Below are 17,796 nucleotides of genomic sequence, written 5' to 3'. Positions count from 1 at the left end.
GGCAAGGCGGGCATCGTCTCCCCCTCGGCGCTCGTCGGGCCGGCCGTGACGGAAGGGGCAGGCCGGAAATCCCGCCCGGGTGAACGGCAGTTCGCGGGGTAGGCGCGGCCTGACGGGGAAGCGGGGTCCCGATCGGACACCACCGTGCCGCTTCGGGCCGCCGGCCGGCACGGCACCCCGGAGGTGACACGAACGGCGGCCGTGGTGCGGCCACCGCGGCACGTGACGGGTACGGACACGGAGAGGGTGAAGAGTGGATGAGCACCGTCGGACGGCGCCCTGACGACACCGAGGGATCAGTGGGCGACCTCGTCGCCCGGGCGTCACGGCAGATCTCCGAACTGGTCCGCGAGGAGATGCGGCTGGCCCGGGCGGAGATGACCCGGAAGGGCAGACGCGTCGGCGTCGGCGGCGGCCTGTTCGGCGGAGCCGGGCTGGTCGGCTTCCTGGCCGCGCAGGCTCTGGTGGGCGCCCTGATCGCGGCCCTCGCCCTGCTCCTCCCCGTGTGGGCTTCGGCCCTGATCGTCGCCGCCCTGCTGGCGGCCGTCGCGGCGGTGATGGCCATCGCGGGGAAGAAGCAGATCGCCGAGGCCGGCGCCCCCGTGCCGGAACAGACCATCGACAGCGTCAGGGCCGACCTGGCCGAGATCAAGGAGGCGACACACCGATGAGCACTCCCTCCAAGGGCGACGGGGAGGCCGCGCCCACCCCCGAGGAACTGCGCGAGCAGGTCGAGCACACCCGTGAGGAGCTGGGCATGACCGTGGAGGCGCTGGCGGCCAAGGCCGACGTCAAGGCGCAGGCGAAGGAGAAGGCGGCCGAGATCAAGGAGCAGGCCGCCGAGAAGGCCGCCGTCGTCACCGACCGGATCCGGGAGAAGACGGCGCAGGCCGCCCGACTGGTCAAGGACAAGGCCCCGGATCCGGTCCTGGACAAGGCGGCGAACGCCGCGGCGCAGGTCCGGGAGACCGCGGCCCGAGCCGGGCACCTCGCCGCCGGGAGGGCCCCGGAGCCGGTCCGCGAGAAGGCCGGATCCGCCGTGACCATGGCCAAGGGCAAGCGCGTCCCCCTCCTTGCCGTGGTCGGCGCGTTCACGGTCCTCCTGCTCCTGCGTCGAGGGCGGAGGCGCCGGTGAAACCCTCGAAGATCGCCTACAAGCCGTTCGGCGCGGCCCTCGGCGCCGCGAGCGGCCTGCTCGCCGGCGCGGCCTTCAAGCAGGCGTGGAAGGTGCTCGGCCACGACGACGACGCCCCGAACGCCACGGACGAGAACCGCACCTGGCAGGAGGTCCTCGTCTCCGCCGCCCTGCAAGGCGCGATCTTCGCGATCGTCAAGGCGGCCGTCGACCGGGCGGGAGCCACCGGAGTCCGGCGCCTGACGGGAACCTGGCCCGGCTGAACCGTCCACGAGGACACCCGATCACCTGTCACGCCGCTGTGACGGCCGACCCGTCACCGGAATCCGCCGGTGCTCGCCCGGCCTTCACGAGCACGGTGCGCGTCCGGACCGGGTCCGCCACGTCCGCGGAACGCCCTCGGCCCTCACTCCCGGGGGCCGAGGAGCCGCGGGTTCACCTCCTGCCGTCCCGACTCGCAGGAGTCGTCGTCCGGGGGCCGTTCCGAGGAGATCTGGAACGGCCCCCGGACGTTCTCGTTCTCCAGGGGCTCCCGTTTCCCGCGGGGGGTGGGGTGCGGCCGGTGTAGGTTGGCCTACCGATTCCGTGCGGTGCGTGGGGTGTTGGGTGGAGGACGGCGTGCAGGTCGGGTGGGGACAGGTCTTCGCGTGGCGGATGCGGCGGCAGTTGCTGGAGCCGCTCGGGGAGGCCGGGGCGAGTGAGATCGTCGGCCGGCTGTGCGGGGTGCAGGCGCAGGTCTGGAGCGTCGCCGGGCTCAACGTCGCGCTGCGGCAGGCGAAGCCGGAGCCGGGCGGGGTGGACCGGGACGTCGACGGGCGCTCGCTGATGAAGACCTGGGCGATGCGGGGCACCCTCCATCTGCTGCGGCCCCGGGACGCGCGCGCCTGTCTGTCGCTCATGGCGAACACGGGGAGCTGGCTCAAGCCGTCGTGGACGCGGGCCGCCGGGGTCACCCCGGCGCAGGTCGACGAGCTGACCGAGGAGGTGGCGGAGATCCTCGACGGGGCGGTGCTCACCCGGGACGAGCTGGTCGCCCGGCTCGTCGCCCACCGGCGGTTCGCGGGGATGGAGCGGGTGCTGCGGTCGGGATGGGGGTCCGTCCTCAAACCGCTGGCCTGGCGCGGCGTCCTGTGCCACGGCCCGAACCAGGGCAACAGGGTCACCTTCACCGGGCCGGCCTCCCGGTTCGGCGCGGCCTGGGGGCCGATGCCCGAACCCGACGAGGCCGCCCCCGAGGTGATCGCGGCCTACCTGGGCGCGTACGGCCCCGCCACGCCGGACGCCTTCGACCGCTGGCTGTCGCTCAACGCCACCAGCAGGCCGCAGCTCCGCAGGTGGTTCGCGGACATGGGCGACCGGCTGACCGAGGTCGACGTCGAGGGCCGCAAGGCCCTGATCCTGACCGAGCACGCGGACGAACTCGCCGGCACCGCCCCCTGCGAGGGGATCAGGCTGCTCGGCGGCTTCGACCAGTACGTCCTCGGACCCGGCACCCGGGACGAGGCGGTGCTCGCGCAGGAGCACCGCGCGGCGGTGAGCCGCGCCGCCGGCTGGATCTCCCCGGTCATCCTGCGGGAGGGCCGGATCGTCGGCGTGTGGGAGGTCCTCGGCCGGGAGCTGGTGGTGACGCCGTTCCCCGGCACCGCCCGGCTCCCGCTGCGGGCGCTGGAGAGGGAGGCGGGGCGCGTCGCGCGCGCGAGCGGGACGGACCGGCTGCCGGTCCGCGTCGCCTGACGCCGGCGCGTCCCGCTCCCGCGGACGGTCACGCCCCGGGCGCCCCGGTGGTGCGCAGGACGCCGTCCTCCAGGCGGAGCCAGCGGTTCACCCCGATCTCGGCGAGGAAGCGCTCGTCGTGGCTGACGACGAGGAACGCGCCCCGGTAGGAGTCGAGCGCGCTCTCCAGCTGGGCCGTGCTGAGCAGGTCCAGGTTGTTCGTCGGCTCGTCGAGGAGCAGCAGCTGGGGGGCGGGCTCGGCGCACAGCACGCAGGCCAGCGTGGCCCGCAGGCGCTCGCCGCCGGACAGGACGCCGACGGGCAGGTGCGCGCGGGCGCCCCGGAAGAGGAAGCGGGCGAGCAGGTTCATCCGCTCCGCCTCCGGGCGGCCGGGCGCGAAGTCGGCGAAGTTCTCCGCCACCGTACGGTCCAGGTCCAGCAGGTCCAGGCGCTGCGACAGATAGGCGATGCGGCCCTCGCCGCGCTTGACCACCCCTTCGTCCGGGGTGAGTTCCCCGGTGACCAGCCGCATCAGGGTCGTCTTTCCCGAGCCGTTGGGACCGGTCAGCGCGATGCGCTCGGGGCCCCGCACGGACAGGTCGACGCCACCCGGGGCGAACACCTCCCGGCCGCCGTGCCGGACCCGCATCCCCTGGCCGAGGAAGAGGTCGCGCCCGGCGGGCACCTGGGTGTCCGGCAGGTCCAGGACGAGCCGCTGCTCGTCGCGGAGCGCGCGCCCGGCCTCGTCGAGACGGGCCTGGGCCTCGCCGACCCGGGACGCGTGCGTCTGCCCGGCGCGGCCCGCGGACTCCTGAGCGCCGCGCTTCATGGTGCCGGCGAAGATGCGGGGCAGCCCGGCGTTCTTGAGGTTGCGGGCGGCGTTGCTCGCCCGCCGCTCGGCCCGCTCACGGGCCTGCTGCATCTCCCGCTTCTCCCGCTTCAGGTCCTGCTCGGCGCTGCGCACGTTCTTCTCCGCGACCTCCTGCTCGGCGCGCACCGCCTCCTCGTAGGCGGTGAAGTCGCCCCCGTACAGGCGCAGTCGAGAGGCGCCGAGCTCGGCGATGCCGTCCATGAGGCCGAGCAGGGCCCGGTCGTGGGCGACCACCAGGAGCAGTCCGTCGAAGTCCGACAGCGCGTCGTAGAGCTTGTGCCGGGCCTCCTGGTCGAGGTTGTTCGTCGGCTCGTCGAGCAGCAGCACGTCGGGCCGCTTGAGGAGTTGCGCGGCGAGTCCGAGGGAGACGACCTGGCCGCCGCTGAGGGTGCTCAGCGTCCGGTCGAGGGCGAGGGAGCCGAGCCCGAGCCGGTCGAGCTGGGCACGGGTGCGCTCCTCGACGTCCCAGTCGTCGCCGATGGTGGTGAAGTGCTCCTCGGCGACGTCGCCGGACTCGACGGCGTCGAGGGCGCGGATCACCTCCGCGACACCCAGCACGTCGGCGACGGTCAGGTCACCGGTCAGGGGGAGGGACTGCGGCAGGTAGCCGAGGGTGCCGCCGACGGAGACCGAACCGCCGGTGGGCCGCAGCTCGCCGGCGATCAGCTTGAGCAGGGTGCTCTTCCCGGAGCCGTTGGGCGCGACCAGGCCGGTGCGGCCGGCGGACAGGCTGAAGGACAGCTCGTGGAAGACGGGGGTGTCGTCGGGCCAGGAGAAGGACAGGTCCGAGCAGGTGAGGGTGGCGTGAGCGGTGTGGGACATGGAGGGACCTCGGAGGGAGGGGAGCGGACAGGGCTCCGCCCCGGGCAGACGAAGGGCAAGGGGGTACGACGGGACGGGCCACTCCGGTGGCACGCTCCTCGGCGCGCCCGGTGGCCGTCAGCTCCGGATCTCACCCGGAGATGTCGTCGTCACCCGCCATGTCTGCTGCTCTCCTCGATGAAGGTGCAAGGTCCCTGCCAGCGTAACAGCCGGTCTCGTGGAGCCGGGGGGAATTTCCGTCCGCGCCGTCCGCGCCGTCCGCGCCGTCCGTGCGGGGTGCGGGTCCGGCACGGGCGGTCGCGGGCGGGGGTCACGTCCGGGGCGCGCTGTCCGGATCAGGGTCCGGGTGCGGGTGTGCCTTGGTGAGGGTGCAGACGCCGTCCACGCACCGGCGTTCCAGCCGGCCCCGGGAGATCGTCTGGGCCAGGCCGACCATCCAGCAGGTGGGGCAGCCGCGGAAGGCGATCAGTGCCAGCGGCGCCGCCAGCAGGGCGGCCGGTCCGGCGACGGGGACCAGGGCGATCGAGCCGATGACCAGGCCGAAGCCGATCGCGCCGCGCGCCAGGTGGCGCGGGACGGACGTGCTGGCGAAGTCCGGCCCCTGGGCGGCGCGCCTCTCCGGGGAGGACTTCACGAGGCCCGGGGAGGGCTTCACCGGCTCCGGGGAGGACTTCACCAAGCCCGGGGAGGGCTTCACGAGATCGAGGTCGAGGGCGGGTGGGGTCTTCACGGTTGCGGGTCTCCTTCGGGGGAGGGGGCCGGGTGTCCGGCCGCCGGGTCGGCCGGGGTGTCGGGGGCCGTCAGGGAGCGGCGGAGGGCCGCGCGGGCCCGGTGCAGCCGGGACTTCATCGCGGCGTCGCTCAGGCCGAGCGTCCGGGCGACGGTCCTGCCGGGCAGGCCCTGCACGTCCCGCATGACCAGGACCTGCCGCTGTTCCCGGGGCAGGGCCCCGACGGCGGCGGCGATCCGCCGGGCCTCCAGCCGGTGCAGGACCGCCTCCTCGGCGGACGGCTCCGCGTCCGCCCCGGGTCCGGCCGCCGCCGTCTCCTCGCTCCGGGAGACGAACAGCCTGACCTGCCGGAGGCATTCGTTGCGCACGATGCGGAACATCCACGAGGCGAGCGCGCCCGTGGCCCGCAGGGTGCCGATCTTCCGGTAGAGGATGAGCAGCGCCTCCTGTGCCGCGTCCTCGGCGTCCTGCGGGGAGGCGCACAGCGACAGGGCGAACTTCCGGACGTGCGGCTGCGATTCCATGACGACGGTGGTGAGCGAGGCGACGTCGCCGTCCTGGGCGGCCTTGACCAGACGCTCGTCCGGCCAGGAGAAGGGGCGGTTCATGGGCTCTTCCTCGTGACTCTGCGGGATCCGGGGGCGGGTGCGGATCAGGCGCGGCTCCGGTACCGCCGCGTCAGGTGCCAGGCGCACGCTCCGGTCAGCAGGACTCCGACGACGACGAGGCCGGTGATCAGCATGGTGTCTCCTTCCGGTGGGACCGGTCGGGGTGACCGGTACGTGGATAGGAGACGGCGGGTCCCGGAAAGGATTCGCCCCCGCCGCGGAAAACTTTCCGGGACGGGGGCGGGGCCTTCGGGGGAACCGCCTGACCGGTCAGGCCGGGAGGCGGGTCAGCAGGCCCGCGAAGTCCGTGCCCGGCGGGAGGGTGCCGAAGGCGAGGCCCTGGTCCCCGGCGAGCCGGGACGCGCAGAACGCGTCGGCCACCGCCGCCGGCGCGTGCCGGACCAGCAGCGAGCCCTGGAGCACCAGCGCGGCCCGCTCGGCGACGCGGCGGGCGCGCAGCGGGGCGTCCTCGGTGAGTCGCAGCTCGCCCTGGAGTCCGGTCCAGGCGGCGTCGAGCCGCGCGTCGCCGCCGGCCGCCGCGTCGACCTCGGTGCGGAACGCCTCCAGGGCCTCCGGTTCGCGGGCCAGGGCGCGCAGCAGGTCCAGGGCGCTGACGTTGCCGGAGCCCTCCCAGATGCTGTTGAGCGGGGCCTCGCGGTACATGCGCGGCATGCCTGATGCCTCGTCATAACCGTTTCCGCCGAGGCATTCCAGGGCCTCGGCCACGGCGGCGGGCTGTCGCTTGCACACCCAGTACTTGCCGACGGCGGTGGCCAGGCGCAGGAAGGCGCGCTCGCCCTCGTCGCCGAGCCGGGCGCGGTCCGCCGCGCCGGCCAGCCGCAGGCCGAGCGTGGTGGCGGCCTCCGACTCCAGTGCCAGGTCGGCGAGGACGTTCCGCATCAGCGGCTGGTCGATCAGCCGGGCGCCGAAGGCGGAGCGGTGGCGGGCGTGGTGGGCGGCCTGGGCGAGGGCGGCGCGGATCCCGCCCGCGGAGCCGAGCACGCAGTCCAGGCGCGTCATCGTCACCATGTCGATGATGGTCCGCACCCCCTTGCCCTCGGCGCCGACCAGCCAGGCCACCGTGTCGTCGAACTCCGGCTCGCTGCTGGCGTTGGAGCGGTTGCCGAGCTTGTCCTTGAGCCGCTGGATGCGGAAGGTGTTGCGGCCGCCGTCCGGCAGCACGCGCGGGACGAGGAAGCAGGACAGGCCGCCCGGCGCCTGGGCGAGGACGAGGAAGAGATCGTTCATCGGCGCGCTGGTGAACCACTTGTGGCCGCGCAACCGCCAGGTGCCGTCCGGGAGTTCGGTGGCGGTGGTGGTGTTGGCGCGGACGTCGCTGCCGCCCTGCTTCTCGGTCATGCCCATGCCCGCGAGGAGGCCGCGCTTGCCCGCCGGGGCGCGCAGCCCGGGGTCGTACGACCGGCTGGTGAGCAACGGCTCGTACACCGCGGCGAGTTCGGGGGCGTGCCGCAGGGCGGGGACGACGGCGTACGTCATCGAGACCGGGCACAGGTGGCCCGCCTCCAGCGTCGTGGCCAGCATGAAGCCGCCGGCGCGGGCGACGTGGGCGCCGGGCCGTCCGTCGGCCCAGGCGGCGCCGGCGAGGCCCTCGCCCACGGAGAGGTCCATCAGCCGGTGGTAGGCCGGGTGGAACTCGACCTCGTCGATCCGGTTGCCGTACCGGTCGTGGGTGCGCAGTTCGGGCTCGTGGCGGTTGGCCTGGTCCGCCCAGTGCTGCGCCTCCTCGCCGCCGACCACCCGGCCGAGTCGGTGCAGGTCCTCCAGGTGCCATCCGGCGCCCTCCCGCTCGACGCCTTCGAGCAGCACCGGGTCGGCCGCGGCGTCGTGGCCGGTCAGCGGCGGGGGCTGGTTGGTGACGGTGTGCGTCGTGGCGGAGGGGGCGGAGGCGAGGGGGGAGGTGGCGGCGGTGGTGGTCACGGTGGCTGCTCCGAGGGCGAGTCGGGACGGGGCGAGCGGTGCGGGAGGCGGACGCGGGGAGGGGCAGGGCGCGGACGCGGGGAGGGTGGCGGGGCGGGGGCTCAGGGGGCGCCCGCGCAGCGCAGGGCCAGAGCGGTCAGTTCGTCGAGGAGGGCCTCGGTGGTGGGGCCGCCGGGGGAGCCGAGCGGGTCGACCAGGACCTCGCCCACGGCGCCGGTGAGGGCGGCGGCGGTGATCTCGCCGTCCTGCTCGGGCAGCGCCCCCTCCGCGATCCCCTCGCGGACCACCGCGGCGAAGAGCGCGCGGTAGCGGCGCCGGAAGTCGAGCCGTTCGGCGCCGACGGCGGGTTCGGCAGGGGCGGCCAGCAGGGCGTGGGCGAGGCCGCGGTTCTCCAGGGCGCGGCGGGCGAAGACCCGGATGCCGCGGCCGAGCCGGTCGACCGGGTCGCCGGGCGCGGCCAGGACCTCGCCGAGCACCTCCACCTCGCGCCCGGCGGCGCGCCGGAAGACCTCCACGGCGAGCGCCGCCTTGGAGGGGAAGTGCTGGTAGACCGAGCCGGCCGCGATCCCGGCGGCGTCGGCGACGGCCGTCACGGACGCCTGCGACCAGCCCACCTCGGCGACGACCGAGGTGGCGCAGGCGATCAGGTGCTCCCGGGCCGCTTCGAGACGGCGGACCTCGGCGGGGGTCTTGCGGTAGGCCATGGAAGGAGTGAACCACCATTCAGACTTTCCCGCCACGGCCCGGACGTGCCGGGTCCCGCGTGCTGCCCCCTCCCCGGGACGTGAGGGCCGGAGTACCGACCGGGCGCGTCATCCGGCGTCCGGGACCGGGTCACCCGGCGTCCGCCCCGGACGCGCGGCGTGCGGGCGCGTCACCCGCCCGCCGACGCTTCCGGACCGGGGGCCATGGGGACTCACGGGGTGACGGCGATGTTGGTCAGGCCGCTCGTGGCGCCCCGGACCGTGTTCGAGGCGTGCACGACGTTGAGCCGTCCCGGGCACTTGGACGTCGAGGTGATCCGGATCGCGTACGCGCCGACCCCGCCCAGGTCCGAGGAGTTGCCGCGCCACACGTTGCCGCAGCCGTTCGGGAAGGCCGGGGTGGTGGCCGGGTTGTGCGTCTCGTAGCCGTTGGCGAAGGTGCCCGGCGCGGCGAAGGTGCCGGTGTTGTCCTCGATGAGGTAGTCGACGCCCTTCACGTCGATCCACGAGTCCGCCGAGTTCTGCCCGCTGATCCCGCGCCCGTCGAAGGTGTTGCCGCGGATGATCCCGCCGAAGGTGCCCTCCTTGACGTCGATCGCCTCGGCGGCGACGTTCGGGCCGATCCGGTTGTCCTCCACCCGCACCCGGTCCGAACGGTCGGCGCCGCCCTCGTTGCCGTGGCAGCCCCAGTTGGAGCCCGCCGAGCCGATGTACACGCCCTCGCCGTACCCGGGCTGGACCAGGCCCGTCTCCTCGACCACCGAGCCGCGGAGCACGCCGTCCGCCGAGGAGCGGCGGAAGTGCACGCCCTCCTCCTCCACGTGGTGCACGTACAGCCCGTCCGCCGTCACGTGCGGGGAGGCGTCGACGACCACGCCCTTCTTGGAGTCCCGGACGGTGAACCCCGTCAGGTTCCAGTACGGAGCCCGGTACAGCCACAGGCCGTAGCCGGGGTCCCAGCCGGCGGTGGGGACAGGGCAGGACGGGCCGCTGCCGGACGGCCCGTCGTTGACGAGCACCGCCGTGCGCGGTCCGGTCAGCGTCACCGGCCGCTCCGCCGTGCCGGGCCGCTGCGCGACGAAGGAGCCCCGGTACTCGCCGGGGGCCAGCCGGATCGTCTGCCCGGGCTCCGCCGAGGCCAGCGCGGCACGGAGCTCCGCGGCGGTGCCGACGTCGACGACGGGCCCGGCGGGCGGGACGGACGTGGACGTGGCGGTGGGCGTGGGCGTCGGGCTCGGCGTGGGTGTCGGAGTGGGGGTCGGTGTGGGGGTCGGCGTGGGAGTGCCGCCCTGGCAAGGGGCGCCGTTGACCGTGCAGTTGAGCGGGAGGCCGAGGCCGCTCGCGTTGAAGCCGAAGGACTGCGCCGCGCCCGGCGCGACCGTGCCGTTCCAGGAGACGTTGGTGAAGGTGTAGTGCCGGCCGTTCTGGGTCTTCACCGCCGACCAGTGGCTGCTGACCGCCGTGCCCTCCGGCAGGTCGAACTCGACCGTCCAGCCGCTCGCGGGGGCGTCCCCGCCGTTCGTCACGGTCACGTCGGCGCCGTAACCGCTGCTCCAGACGCTCGCCCGGGCGACCGTGGCGGTGAGGGCCGGGGAGTCGGCGCGGGCCGACGGGGTCAGCAGCCCGGCGGCGACCAGGAAGGCGACGGCCGTCGCGGCCGCGCCCGGAATCGCTCTGCGCATGGTGGGTCGTCTCCTCTGCGGGACGGGGACGGCCGGACGATCCGGTTGTTAGGAAGGCTTCCTTACGGTCGCGGGCGCGTCAACGGAACGGACGGATCCCGTACGGCTCCGAGCGCGGTGCGGCACGTCCCCGCACCGCCCGCCGGAACACGCCCCGGACCGCACCCCCACGCACGCGCCGAAGAACCCGGACGCGCGCGCCGCACGGCCAGGACGCACACCCCGGGCAGGCCCCGCACGCGCACCGGACGCGCCCGCACGCGCACCGGGCGCCCCCGCGTGCGCCCCCGAGGGCATCCGAACGCGCCCCGAACAAGGTCCACTTCGCGTCACGGCCGCCCCGCGCGGCCGAAGCGCCGCTGTCGCCCACCGGGGTCGCGCCCCTAAGGTCGGGACGACCGTGCCACCGCCACCCCGCGCGCCAGGGCGTGCGGACGCCGAACAGGAGCCGCTCCGTGGCCGTCCCCGAACTCGATCCCGGACTCGTCGCGCGGTGGCGGGCCGACGGCGGCGCACTGGTCGACCTCCTCGCCCTCGTCCGGGAACGGCTCGGCGGGGTCGGTGCCTTCCGCACCGGGCCCGGAGGCGGGGCGACCGTCCTCGTCACCGACCCCGACGCCGTCCGGCACGTCCTGGCCCTCCACCCCGACCGGTACGTCAAGCGCTCCCACCGCGCCCGGATCCTCGTCGGCGACGGCGTCCTCTCCGCCACCGGGGACGCCTGGCAGCGCCAACGGCGGCTGCTCCAGTCCCAGTTCACCGGCACCGGCATGCGCCGGTACGAGCGTCGGATCACCGCCGCCGCGCGCGTGACCGCCGCCCGCTGGGAGGCGTACGCCCGCACGGGGGAGGTCTTCGACCTCGGTGACGAGATGCGCCGCTTCGCCCTCGACACCGTCTGGCGCGCCCTGACCGGACATCCGCTGGACCCCGGCACCGAGGCCGAACTCGCCTCCGTCGCCGGGGTGGTGGCCGCGCTGCCGAGCCTGCCCACGGACGCGGTCGCCGCGCAGGCGGCCGTCGCCGCCGACATCGCCCGCATCGACGCCGTCGCCGAACGGGCCGTCCGCGCCGCCCGGGCCACCGGCGCCGGACCGGAGGGCCCCGGCCTGCTGCACGTCCTCGTCGAGGCGGGCGGCGCCCGGCCCGAGTACACCGACCGGCTGATCCGCGACGAACTCGTCACCCTCCTCATGGCCGGACACGAGACCACCGCCACCACCCTGACCTGGCTGTACCTCCTCCTCGACCGGCACCCGGAGGCCCGCGACCGGGCGCTCGCCGCCGGACCCGAGGGCTCGCCCGAACGGCAGCGGGCCGTCCAGACCCTCGTCCACGAGACCCTGCGCCTCTACCCCTCCGCCTGGATCCTGCCCCGGCACGCCCCCGGGGCCGACACCCTCGCCGGGCACGAACTACCCGCCGGGACCGACCTCCTCGTCTGCCCCCACCTCACCCACCGCGACCCCGAACTCTGGCCGGAACCGGAGCACTTCGACCCCGCCCGCTTCACCACCCCCGGCCGCAGGCCCGGACACCCCGGCGCCTACCTCCCCTTCGGCCTCGGCCCCCGTGCCTGCCTCGGCCTCCAGTTCGCCCTCCGCGAGACCGTCACCCTCCTCGAACACCTGCTGCCCGGCCCCGTCCCCCGCCTCCGCTCCGTCCCCGACCGCACCGCCTACGGCCTCACCGTCCGCCCCGAAGGCCCCGTGACGGCCGTCCTCGGCGGCTGATCGCCGTGTCCGACGGCTCTGTTACGTTGGCGGTCGCCTGTCCGGAGACGTAAGGAGCGAGCCGCCCATGGCCCAGATCCACCGCACCACGATGCGGCCGACCAAGCTGGAACTGCTCGCCGCCTGGCTGCCGACCCGCGCGTGGTACGCCGACGGGGAGCGGGGACCGGAGCCGGTGAGGGCCGGCGGGTTCCGGCTCGACGACCCCGCGGGCGAAGTGGGCGTGGAGTTCATGGCCGTCACGGACGGGGAGGGCGCGGACGCCGTCGCGTACCTGGTGCCGATGACGTACCGGGACAAGCCGCTCGAAGGGGCGGAGGACGCGCTCATCGGGACCTCCGAGCACGGGGTGCTCGGCACCCGCTGGATCTACGACGGGGCCCACGACCCGGTGCTCGTCGGCGAGTTGTACGCGCTCCTCGCCGGGCGCGCCGTCCCGCAGCAGCAGTCCGTCAGCGACGCCGCCGACCCGACCGTCGCCGCCGCCCTCGACCCGGCGGCGGCCGTCGCCGGAGCGGTCGAGGTGCTGGAGGTCTCGGACGGCGCCGACCGCACCGACGTCCGCGTCCGCGCGTCCGGCGGCGAGCCCCTGGTGCTGCGCTTCCACCGGGTGCTGCGGGTCGGGGGTGACACCGACGGCGAGGTCCTCGGCCGGGTCACCGCGGAGTGGACCCCGGCCGGGGGCGCCGCGCGCGGGGCGTACGTGACCGTCCACCGCGGCTGACGGGCGCGGCGCGCTCCGCCCGGGTCAGGGGCGGAGCGCCGTCGCCAGCTGGGAGCGGGACCGCACGTCCAGCTTCTGGTAGATGCGGGTCAGCCGCGCCTCGACGGTCTTCACGCTCAGGAACAGCTTCGCCGCCGCCTCCTGGTTCGAGGCGCCCTGGCCCACCAGGCGGGCCAGCCGCAGCTCCGCCTCCGTCAGCGAGGCCAGCGCCGTCGGCGCCTCGTCGCCGCCCTGCGCCGTCCCCGGCAGCTCGCCGGCGGGCGCCTCCGTGGCGAGCGCCAGCCACGGCACCGCCCCCGCCCGCTCGAAGACCGTGGCCGCCGCGTGCAGTGCGGCCTGCGCCGCCGACCGCCGCCGCCGCTTGCGCTCCACCCGGGCCAGCGCCATCAGCGCCCGGCCCTGCTCCAGCGGCAGCCCCGCCTCCGCGAAGCGGCCGGCCGTCCGCGTCAGCAGCTCCGCCGCCTCGTCCGTCCGGCCCTCCGCCGCCAGGCACAGCGCCTGCGCCCGGTCGCAGCCCAGCAACACCGTGGACCGGCCGAGCCGTTCGGCCACCGGCCGCACCTCCGCGAGCAGCGCGAGCGCTTCCTCGACCGCGTCGTGCGCGAGCAGCGCCTCCGCCAGCTCCTCGTGCCAGCGCAGCATCGACGGGTCGACCGTCGACTGCGCCCGCTCGTCCGCCTGCACCCGGCGCAGGGTCTCCAGGGCCGCCGCCACGTCGCCGTTGACCAGCTGGACCCGGCCGAGGGCGTACCGGCTGCGGGAGAGGAAGACCCGGTCGCCCTCCTCCTCCGACGCCTGCACGCTGCGGCGCGCGTAGCTCGCGGCCCGGCCCAGGCTGCCGCCCGCGGTCTCGGCGAGCGCCAGCGCGTACCAGGCGGGGCCGGGCGACAGACCCGCCTCCAGGGTGAGGGCGAGCGACTGCCCCGCGTGCGCCAGGGCCGCCGCGCAGGAGCCGATCCGCGACTCGATCTCCGAGAGCGTGCGGAAGAGCTCGATGGCGTCCTCGACGGAGCCGCGCCGCTGCACCAGCGGCAGCAGCGCGTTCAGTTCGTCCCGGGCGTCGGTCAGCCGGTCGTCGAAGAGGGCGTGACGGATCGTCAGGATCTGCGCGGCGTTGCGGATGCCGAGCGGGCGCTCCGCCAGCTCCAGCTCCCGGGCCCGGGCGAGGACCTTCTCCGCGTCGGGCGTGCCGAGCGCCCGCTCCATGCGCGCCTGCACGGTCAGCGCCTGCGCCGCCGTGCGCGGGTCGCCCACCGACGCGGCCAGCGCGGCGGATTCCATCGCCGCCGTCCGGGAGCGTTCCGGATCGCCGTCCGCCAGCACGTACTTGACGGCCAGCCGGAGCTGCACGGCGGCCCGCAGCGCGGTCTCGCCCTCCGAGTCCTCCATGGCGTGCACGTACATGTCGTCGAGGTCGGTGAGGCCCTGGCCGGCCGTGTCGAGGACGGCGAGGCGGGCCCGCACCCGGTCGGCGGGGGACGCGTCCCGGGCGAGCAGGTCGGTGGTGGCCCGCATCGCCAGGTCGGCGCGGGCCGCCCTGGCCGCCTCCTCGGCCGCGTCCACGAGGCGCGCGATCCGCCGGTCGCCGTCCCGTCCGGGCGTCGACTCGGCCGCCAGCAGGGCCAGTTCGGCGGCGAGCGCGTTGTTCCCCCGGCGGCGGGCGGTCTCCGCCGCCGTCGCCACCTCGGCGGCCAGCTCCTCGTCGGGCCGGTCGCCGGCCAGCGCCCGGTGCCGCACCGCCTCCACCGGGTCGTCCACGACCTCGGCGAGCGCCGCGTGTCCGGCGCTGCGCTCCGCCCAGCAGGCGTCGTGGACGAGGGTGGACGGCAGCAGTCCGGCGGTGAAGACGAGCGAGCCGTCCTCGGCGAGCGACACGAGCCCGGCCCGTTCGGCCGCCGCGAGCTCCGCCTCCGCCTCGGGCCGTCCGGCCCGCCGCACCAGCGTCGCCGAAGGACGCAGCGCGAGCGCCGCCAGCAGCAGGGTGGCCCGGACCGGCGGGGGCGCGGCGCCCAGGAGCTGCCGGGCGAGGTCCCGGGCGCGGCCGGAGAGCGTCAGCGCCTCGGCGTGGTGGACGGGCGTGCGGGCGTCGGCGAGGGAGCGGCCGACGGCGAGCGCGAGCCGGGGGTTGCCGCCGCTGGCGCGGTGGATGCGGCCCGCCATCCGGGACGGCAGCCGGTGGTGGATGAGGAGTTCGGCGATCTCGTCGGCCTGGAGCGGCGGGACGAGCAGCAGGTCGGCCTCGGACGGCACCCACAGGTGCGCGGAGTGTCCGGCGTGCGGCCGTCCGTGGGTGCCGGTGCCGGCTTCGGGCCGGTCGGCCGGGGAGGTGTCCCCGTACGGCTCCGGGGTCTCGACCGCGATCACGCGCAGCGACGGCGGTGCGAGGTGGAGGGCGAAGCGGAGCAGGTCGGTGCTGTCGGGGTCGAGGAACTCGGCGCCGTCGACGACGAGCAGCACCGGACCCCGGCGGGTCAGCGTGCGCAGGATCCGCGCGATGCCCAGGCGAAGCGCGATCGGGTCCCAGCCGCCCTGCTGGATCGGCGCCTCGCGGCAGAGCATGGCGACGGCGGTGCGCTGCGGCCCCGGCAGGTCGTCGAAGACTCCGGAGGAGAAGACGCCGGAGGTCAGGCCCTCGGGCACGTCGGGGAGGGGGAGGGTGGGCGCGCCGTCCCCAGCGGGGGACTGGCCGGCGTGCGAGGCCGGTACGGCGAGGGGGGCCGCGTCGGTGCGGGGGACCGCCGCGACGTCCGGAGCCGGCGGGACGACCGTCGTCGCCACCGAGGCGACGAGCGCGGCCGCGGCGGCGCCGGGGATGGCGCGGTCGGCCGGCAGGGCGGCGAGCCACAGCACCGTCTCGCCGCGGGCCTCGGCCCGGGCGGCGGCGGCCAGCGCGACCTCGGTCTTCCCGACGCCGGCGGGTCCCGTCAGCAGGGCCCGGCCGCGTGCGTGCAGGACGCCTTCGAGCCGGGCCAGCAGCTCCTCGCGGCCCACCGGGGCCGGGGGCCCGGCCGCGCCGGGGGCGCGCGCGGGCAGGAGGCCGTGCGGAACCGTCGTCACCTGGTCGTCACCTCCGCCCGAGGGCCCCGCCCATGAGCCCTGCGCAGAGGATACGGAGCGGATCGGCTCCGTCCAGGCCCCTTGTCCGGCATACGGACAGACGGAGGGTGGGGAATTCTCCCCCGACGGCCGCGACGCCCCCGTGGTGTAGACCACGAGGGCGCCGCTGACCAGCGAAGATGCTGATGTGGGGGGTGGTGGAGCGTGGGGGAGCGGTGAATCAGAAGGTGAGGCTCCAGGAGTCGATGTAGCCGGTGTCACCCGTGGCCACGTCGCGGACCTGGAGCTTCCAGGTGCCGTTGGCGACCTCGCTGGAGGCGTCGACCGTGTACGTCGCGAGGACGTTGTCGGCGCTGTCCGAGGAGGAGGAAGCCTTCAGGTTGCGCACCGTGCCGTCGGGAGCGACCAGGTCGACGACCAGGTCACCGCGCCAGGTGTGCTTGATGTCCACGCCGACCTTGAGGGCGGCGGGGGCGTTGCCGGTGCGGCCGGTGACGGCGATCGAGGACGACACCGTGGCGTTGTCGGCGATCGTCACGTCGGTGGAGTTGGTGAAGACGGTGCCGGGCTGGGTGGTGCCGGTGACCGCGTCCACGGTCTTGGCCGCGTCGGCGATGCCGGTGCCGCAGCCGCCGGTGCAGGTGCCGGGCAGCGGGCGGGCGTTGTTCTTGATCGCCGTCTCGATGTCGGCCGGGGTGAGGGTGCTCTTGGCCGACTTCAGGAGGGCGGCGAGGCCCGCGATGTGCGGGGCGGCCATGGAGGTGCCCTGGTAGGGCTTGTAGTTCTCGGTCGACTGGACCGTGGTGCCCGAGTTCAGCGTCGAGTAGATCGCGTTCTCGGGGGTGGTGACGGTGCCGGGCGTGTCCGTGGCGTTGCGGGTCTCGCCGCCGGGGGCGGAGACGTCCACGTTGGCGCCGAAGTTGGAGTAGTACGACCGGGAGCCGGCGCGGTTGGTCGACGCCACGGTGATGACGTTCGAGCAGTTCGCCGGCGTGAAGCCGGAGGTGTTGGCGTTGCTGTTGCCCGCGGCGACGACGACGGTGGTGCCGCGCTGGACGGCGCCGTTGATCGCGGTCTGGTAGACGCTCGGGCAGGAGGCGCTGGCGCCGCCCAGGCTCAGGTTGATGACCTTCGCCGGGGTCGGGTTCGCCGGGACGCCCGGCACGGTGCCGCCGGAGGCCCAGGTGATGGCGTCGGCGATGTCGGAGGACGAGCCGCCGCACTTGCCGAGCACGCGCACGGGCTGGATCTTCGCGTTGTACGCGATGCCCGCGATGCCCTTGGTGTTGTTCGTGACCGCGGCGATGGTGCCGGCCACGTGGGTGCCGTGCCAGGAGGAGCTCGACGCGGTGGAGCCGGTGCCGCACTCGCCGGCGGTGGCGTTCCAGTCGCCCTCGTCCTTGGAGTCGGCGTCGCGGCCGTTGCCGTCGCGGGCGTCGGCGGCGGTGGAGATGAAGTCGTAGCCGGCGACGACGTTGGACGCCAGGTCCGAGTGGGCCGCGTAGCCGGTGTCGATGACGGCGACGGTGACGCCCGAACCGGTCGTCTTGTCCCAGGCCGTCGGGACGTTCATGCCGCCGGTGGCCTCGAAGAGGTCCCACTGCTTGGCGTAGTCGGTGTCGTTCGGGGTCACGGCCATGGCGTAGGCGCGGACGTCCGGCTCGACGGTGGCGACGGACGGGTCGGCGCGGAAGGCGGCCATGACCTCGTTCACGTCCTGCGGGGAGGCGGAGTCGCCCAGGTCGACCAGGGCGCCGCCGCCGGAGAGACGGCGCTCGAAGGAGAGCTTCTCGCCCGTCTTCGCGGCCTTCTCGGCGGTGTCGGTCTTCGCGGCGGCGTTGGAACCGGCCTCCGCGGCCTGCGCCTTGTAGGTGACGATGACCTTCTCGACCGGGGCGCTGGGCAGCGCCCGCATCGCCTGCGAAGCCGGAGCGGGCTTCGGGGTGGGAGCGGCCGGGGCGGCGGCGAACGCCCCGGTGGTGGTGGCAGCGGCACCGATGATCGCGGCGGTGGCGACCACGGATATGACTCTCCGCCTGGAACCGTTCAAAGTGGGTGGCCCTTTCGAAAAACACGACG

At 75.2% G+C, this 17,796-nt stretch carries 14 protein-coding genes; 6 read left to right on the top strand and 8 right to left on the bottom strand.

Annotated features, from left to right (window positions below; genetic code table 11):
* Positions 1-257 precede the first annotated feature (257 nt).
* The 4 genes from IE326_RS39165 (at position 258) to IE326_RS39150 (ending at position 2,869) form a co-directional block, all read left to right on the top strand.
* The gene (locus tag IE326_RS39165) at positions 258-671 is read left to right on the top strand and encodes a phage holin family protein (protein ID WP_190044959.1); all 414 of its coding nucleotides are present in this window, start codon (positions 258-260) and stop codon (positions 669-671) included.
* Positions 668-1,135: a DUF3618 domain-containing protein gene (locus IE326_RS39160; RefSeq protein WP_150234843.1), complete on the top strand. Its 468-nt coding sequence runs from the start codon at positions 668-670 to the stop codon at positions 1,133-1,135. The genes IE326_RS39165 and IE326_RS39160 overlap by 4 nt, the downstream gene beginning before the upstream one ends.
* A complete protein-coding gene (locus tag IE326_RS39155; RefSeq protein WP_150234841.1) occupies positions 1,132-1,398 on the top strand; it encodes a DUF4235 domain-containing protein in 267 nt (88 codons plus the stop codon). The genes IE326_RS39160 and IE326_RS39155 overlap by 4 nt, the downstream gene beginning before the upstream one ends.
* 355 nt (positions 1,399-1,753) lie before the next feature.
* Positions 1,754-2,869: a winged helix DNA-binding domain-containing protein gene (locus IE326_RS39150; RefSeq protein ID WP_190044958.1), complete on the top strand. Its 1,116-nt coding sequence runs from the start codon at positions 1,754-1,756 to the stop codon at positions 2,867-2,869.
* 28 nt (positions 2,870-2,897) lie between these two features.
* Here IE326_RS39150 and IE326_RS39145 read toward each other — a convergent pair whose 3' ends face one another.
* The 6 genes from IE326_RS39145 to IE326_RS39120 all read right to left on the bottom strand — a co-directional run bounded on the left by IE326_RS39145 (position 2,898) and on the right by IE326_RS39120 (position 10,203).
* Positions 2,898-4,541: an ABC-F family ATP-binding cassette domain-containing protein gene (locus IE326_RS39145; RefSeq protein ID WP_150234837.1), complete on the bottom strand. Its 1,644-nt coding sequence runs from the start codon at positions 4,539-4,541 to the stop codon at positions 2,898-2,900.
* Positions 4,542-4,851: 310 nt separating this feature from the next.
* The gene (locus tag IE326_RS39140) at positions 4,852-5,196 is read right to left on the bottom strand and encodes a hypothetical protein (protein ID WP_373310409.1); all 345 of its coding nucleotides are present in this window, start codon (positions 5,194-5,196) and stop codon (positions 4,852-4,854) included.
* 71 nt (positions 5,197-5,267) lie between these two features.
* Entirely contained in the window at positions 5,268-5,879 is a 612-nt protein-coding gene (locus IE326_RS39135) for an RNA polymerase sigma factor (RefSeq protein WP_190044957.1), read from the bottom strand.
* Between the two features lie 270 nt (positions 5,880-6,149).
* On the bottom strand, positions 6,150-7,817 hold the full coding sequence (locus IE326_RS39130) for an acyl-CoA dehydrogenase family protein (protein WP_150234833.1): 1,668 nt from the start codon (positions 7,815-7,817) through the stop codon (positions 6,150-6,152).
* 101 nt (positions 7,818-7,918) lie between these two features.
* Positions 7,919-8,521 (bottom strand): TetR/AcrR family transcriptional regulator, encoded by a 603-nt coding sequence (locus tag IE326_RS39125; protein WP_150234831.1) that lies wholly within the window; start codon positions 8,519-8,521, stop codon positions 7,919-7,921.
* A 212-nt stretch (positions 8,522-8,733) separates the two neighbouring features.
* Complete coding sequence (locus IE326_RS39120) at positions 8,734-10,203, bottom strand: cellulose binding domain-containing protein (RefSeq protein ID WP_190044956.1); 1,470 nt, start codon at positions 10,201-10,203, stop codon at positions 8,734-8,736.
* Positions 10,204-10,658: 455 nt separating this feature from the next.
* Here IE326_RS39120 and IE326_RS39115 point away from each other — a divergent pair, with 455 nt between their 5' ends.
* Positions 10,659-11,936: a cytochrome P450 gene (locus tag IE326_RS39115; RefSeq protein ID WP_229915871.1), complete on the top strand. Its 1,278-nt coding sequence runs from the start codon at positions 10,659-10,661 to the stop codon at positions 11,934-11,936.
* Positions 11,937-12,003: 67 nt separating this feature from the next.
* On the top strand, positions 12,004-12,660 hold the full coding sequence (locus IE326_RS39110; protein ID WP_190044955.1) for a maltokinase N-terminal cap-like domain-containing protein: 657 nt from the start codon (positions 12,004-12,006) through the stop codon (positions 12,658-12,660).
* Positions 12,661-12,684: 24 nt separating this feature from the next.
* On the opposite strand, the gene IE326_RS39105 is transcribed toward IE326_RS39110, so the two are convergent.
* Both IE326_RS39105 and IE326_RS39100 read right to left on the bottom strand, forming a co-directional pair.
* Positions 12,685-15,717 (bottom strand): helix-turn-helix transcriptional regulator, encoded by a 3,033-nt coding sequence (locus IE326_RS39105; protein WP_190044954.1) that lies wholly within the window; start codon positions 15,715-15,717, stop codon positions 12,685-12,687.
* Positions 15,718-15,937: 220 nt separating this feature from the next.
* The gene (locus IE326_RS39100; protein WP_190044953.1) at positions 15,938-17,737 is read right to left on the bottom strand and encodes a S8 family serine peptidase; all 1,800 of its coding nucleotides are present in this window, start codon (positions 17,735-17,737) and stop codon (positions 15,938-15,940) included.
* Positions 17,738-17,796 lie beyond the last annotated feature (59 nt).

The organism is Streptomyces filamentosus, assembly GCF_014654895.1.
Lineage (GTDB): Bacteria > Actinomycetota > Actinomycetes > Streptomycetales > Streptomycetaceae > Streptomyces > Streptomyces filamentosus.
Note: the sequence above shows the minus strand (reverse complement) of the source record. Positions and strands in the feature narration are given on the sequence as shown.

Coding starts and splice junctions, on each gene's coding strand:
- IE326_RS39165 (WP_190044959.1), top strand. CDS start 258: ATGAGCACCGTCGGACGGCGCCCTGACGACACCGAGGGATCAGTGGGC.
- IE326_RS39160 (WP_150234843.1), top strand. CDS start 668: ATGAGCACTCCCTCCAAGGGCGACGGGGAGGCCGCGCCCACCCCCGAG.
- IE326_RS39145 (WP_150234837.1), bottom strand. CDS start 4,541: ATGTCCCACACCGCTCACGCCACCCTCACCTGCTCGGACCTGTCCTTC.
- IE326_RS39135 (WP_190044957.1), bottom strand. CDS start 5,879: ATGAACCGCCCCTTCTCCTGGCCGGACGAGCGTCTGGTCAAGGCCGCC.
- IE326_RS39125 (WP_150234831.1), bottom strand. CDS start 8,521: ATGGCCTACCGCAAGACCCCCGCCGAGGTCCGCCGTCTCGAAGCGGCC.
- IE326_RS39120 (WP_190044956.1), bottom strand. CDS start 10,203: ATGCGCAGAGCGATTCCGGGCGCGGCCGCGACGGCCGTCGCCTTCCTG.
- IE326_RS39110 (WP_190044955.1), top strand. CDS start 12,004: ATGGCCCAGATCCACCGCACCACGATGCGGCCGACCAAGCTGGAACTG.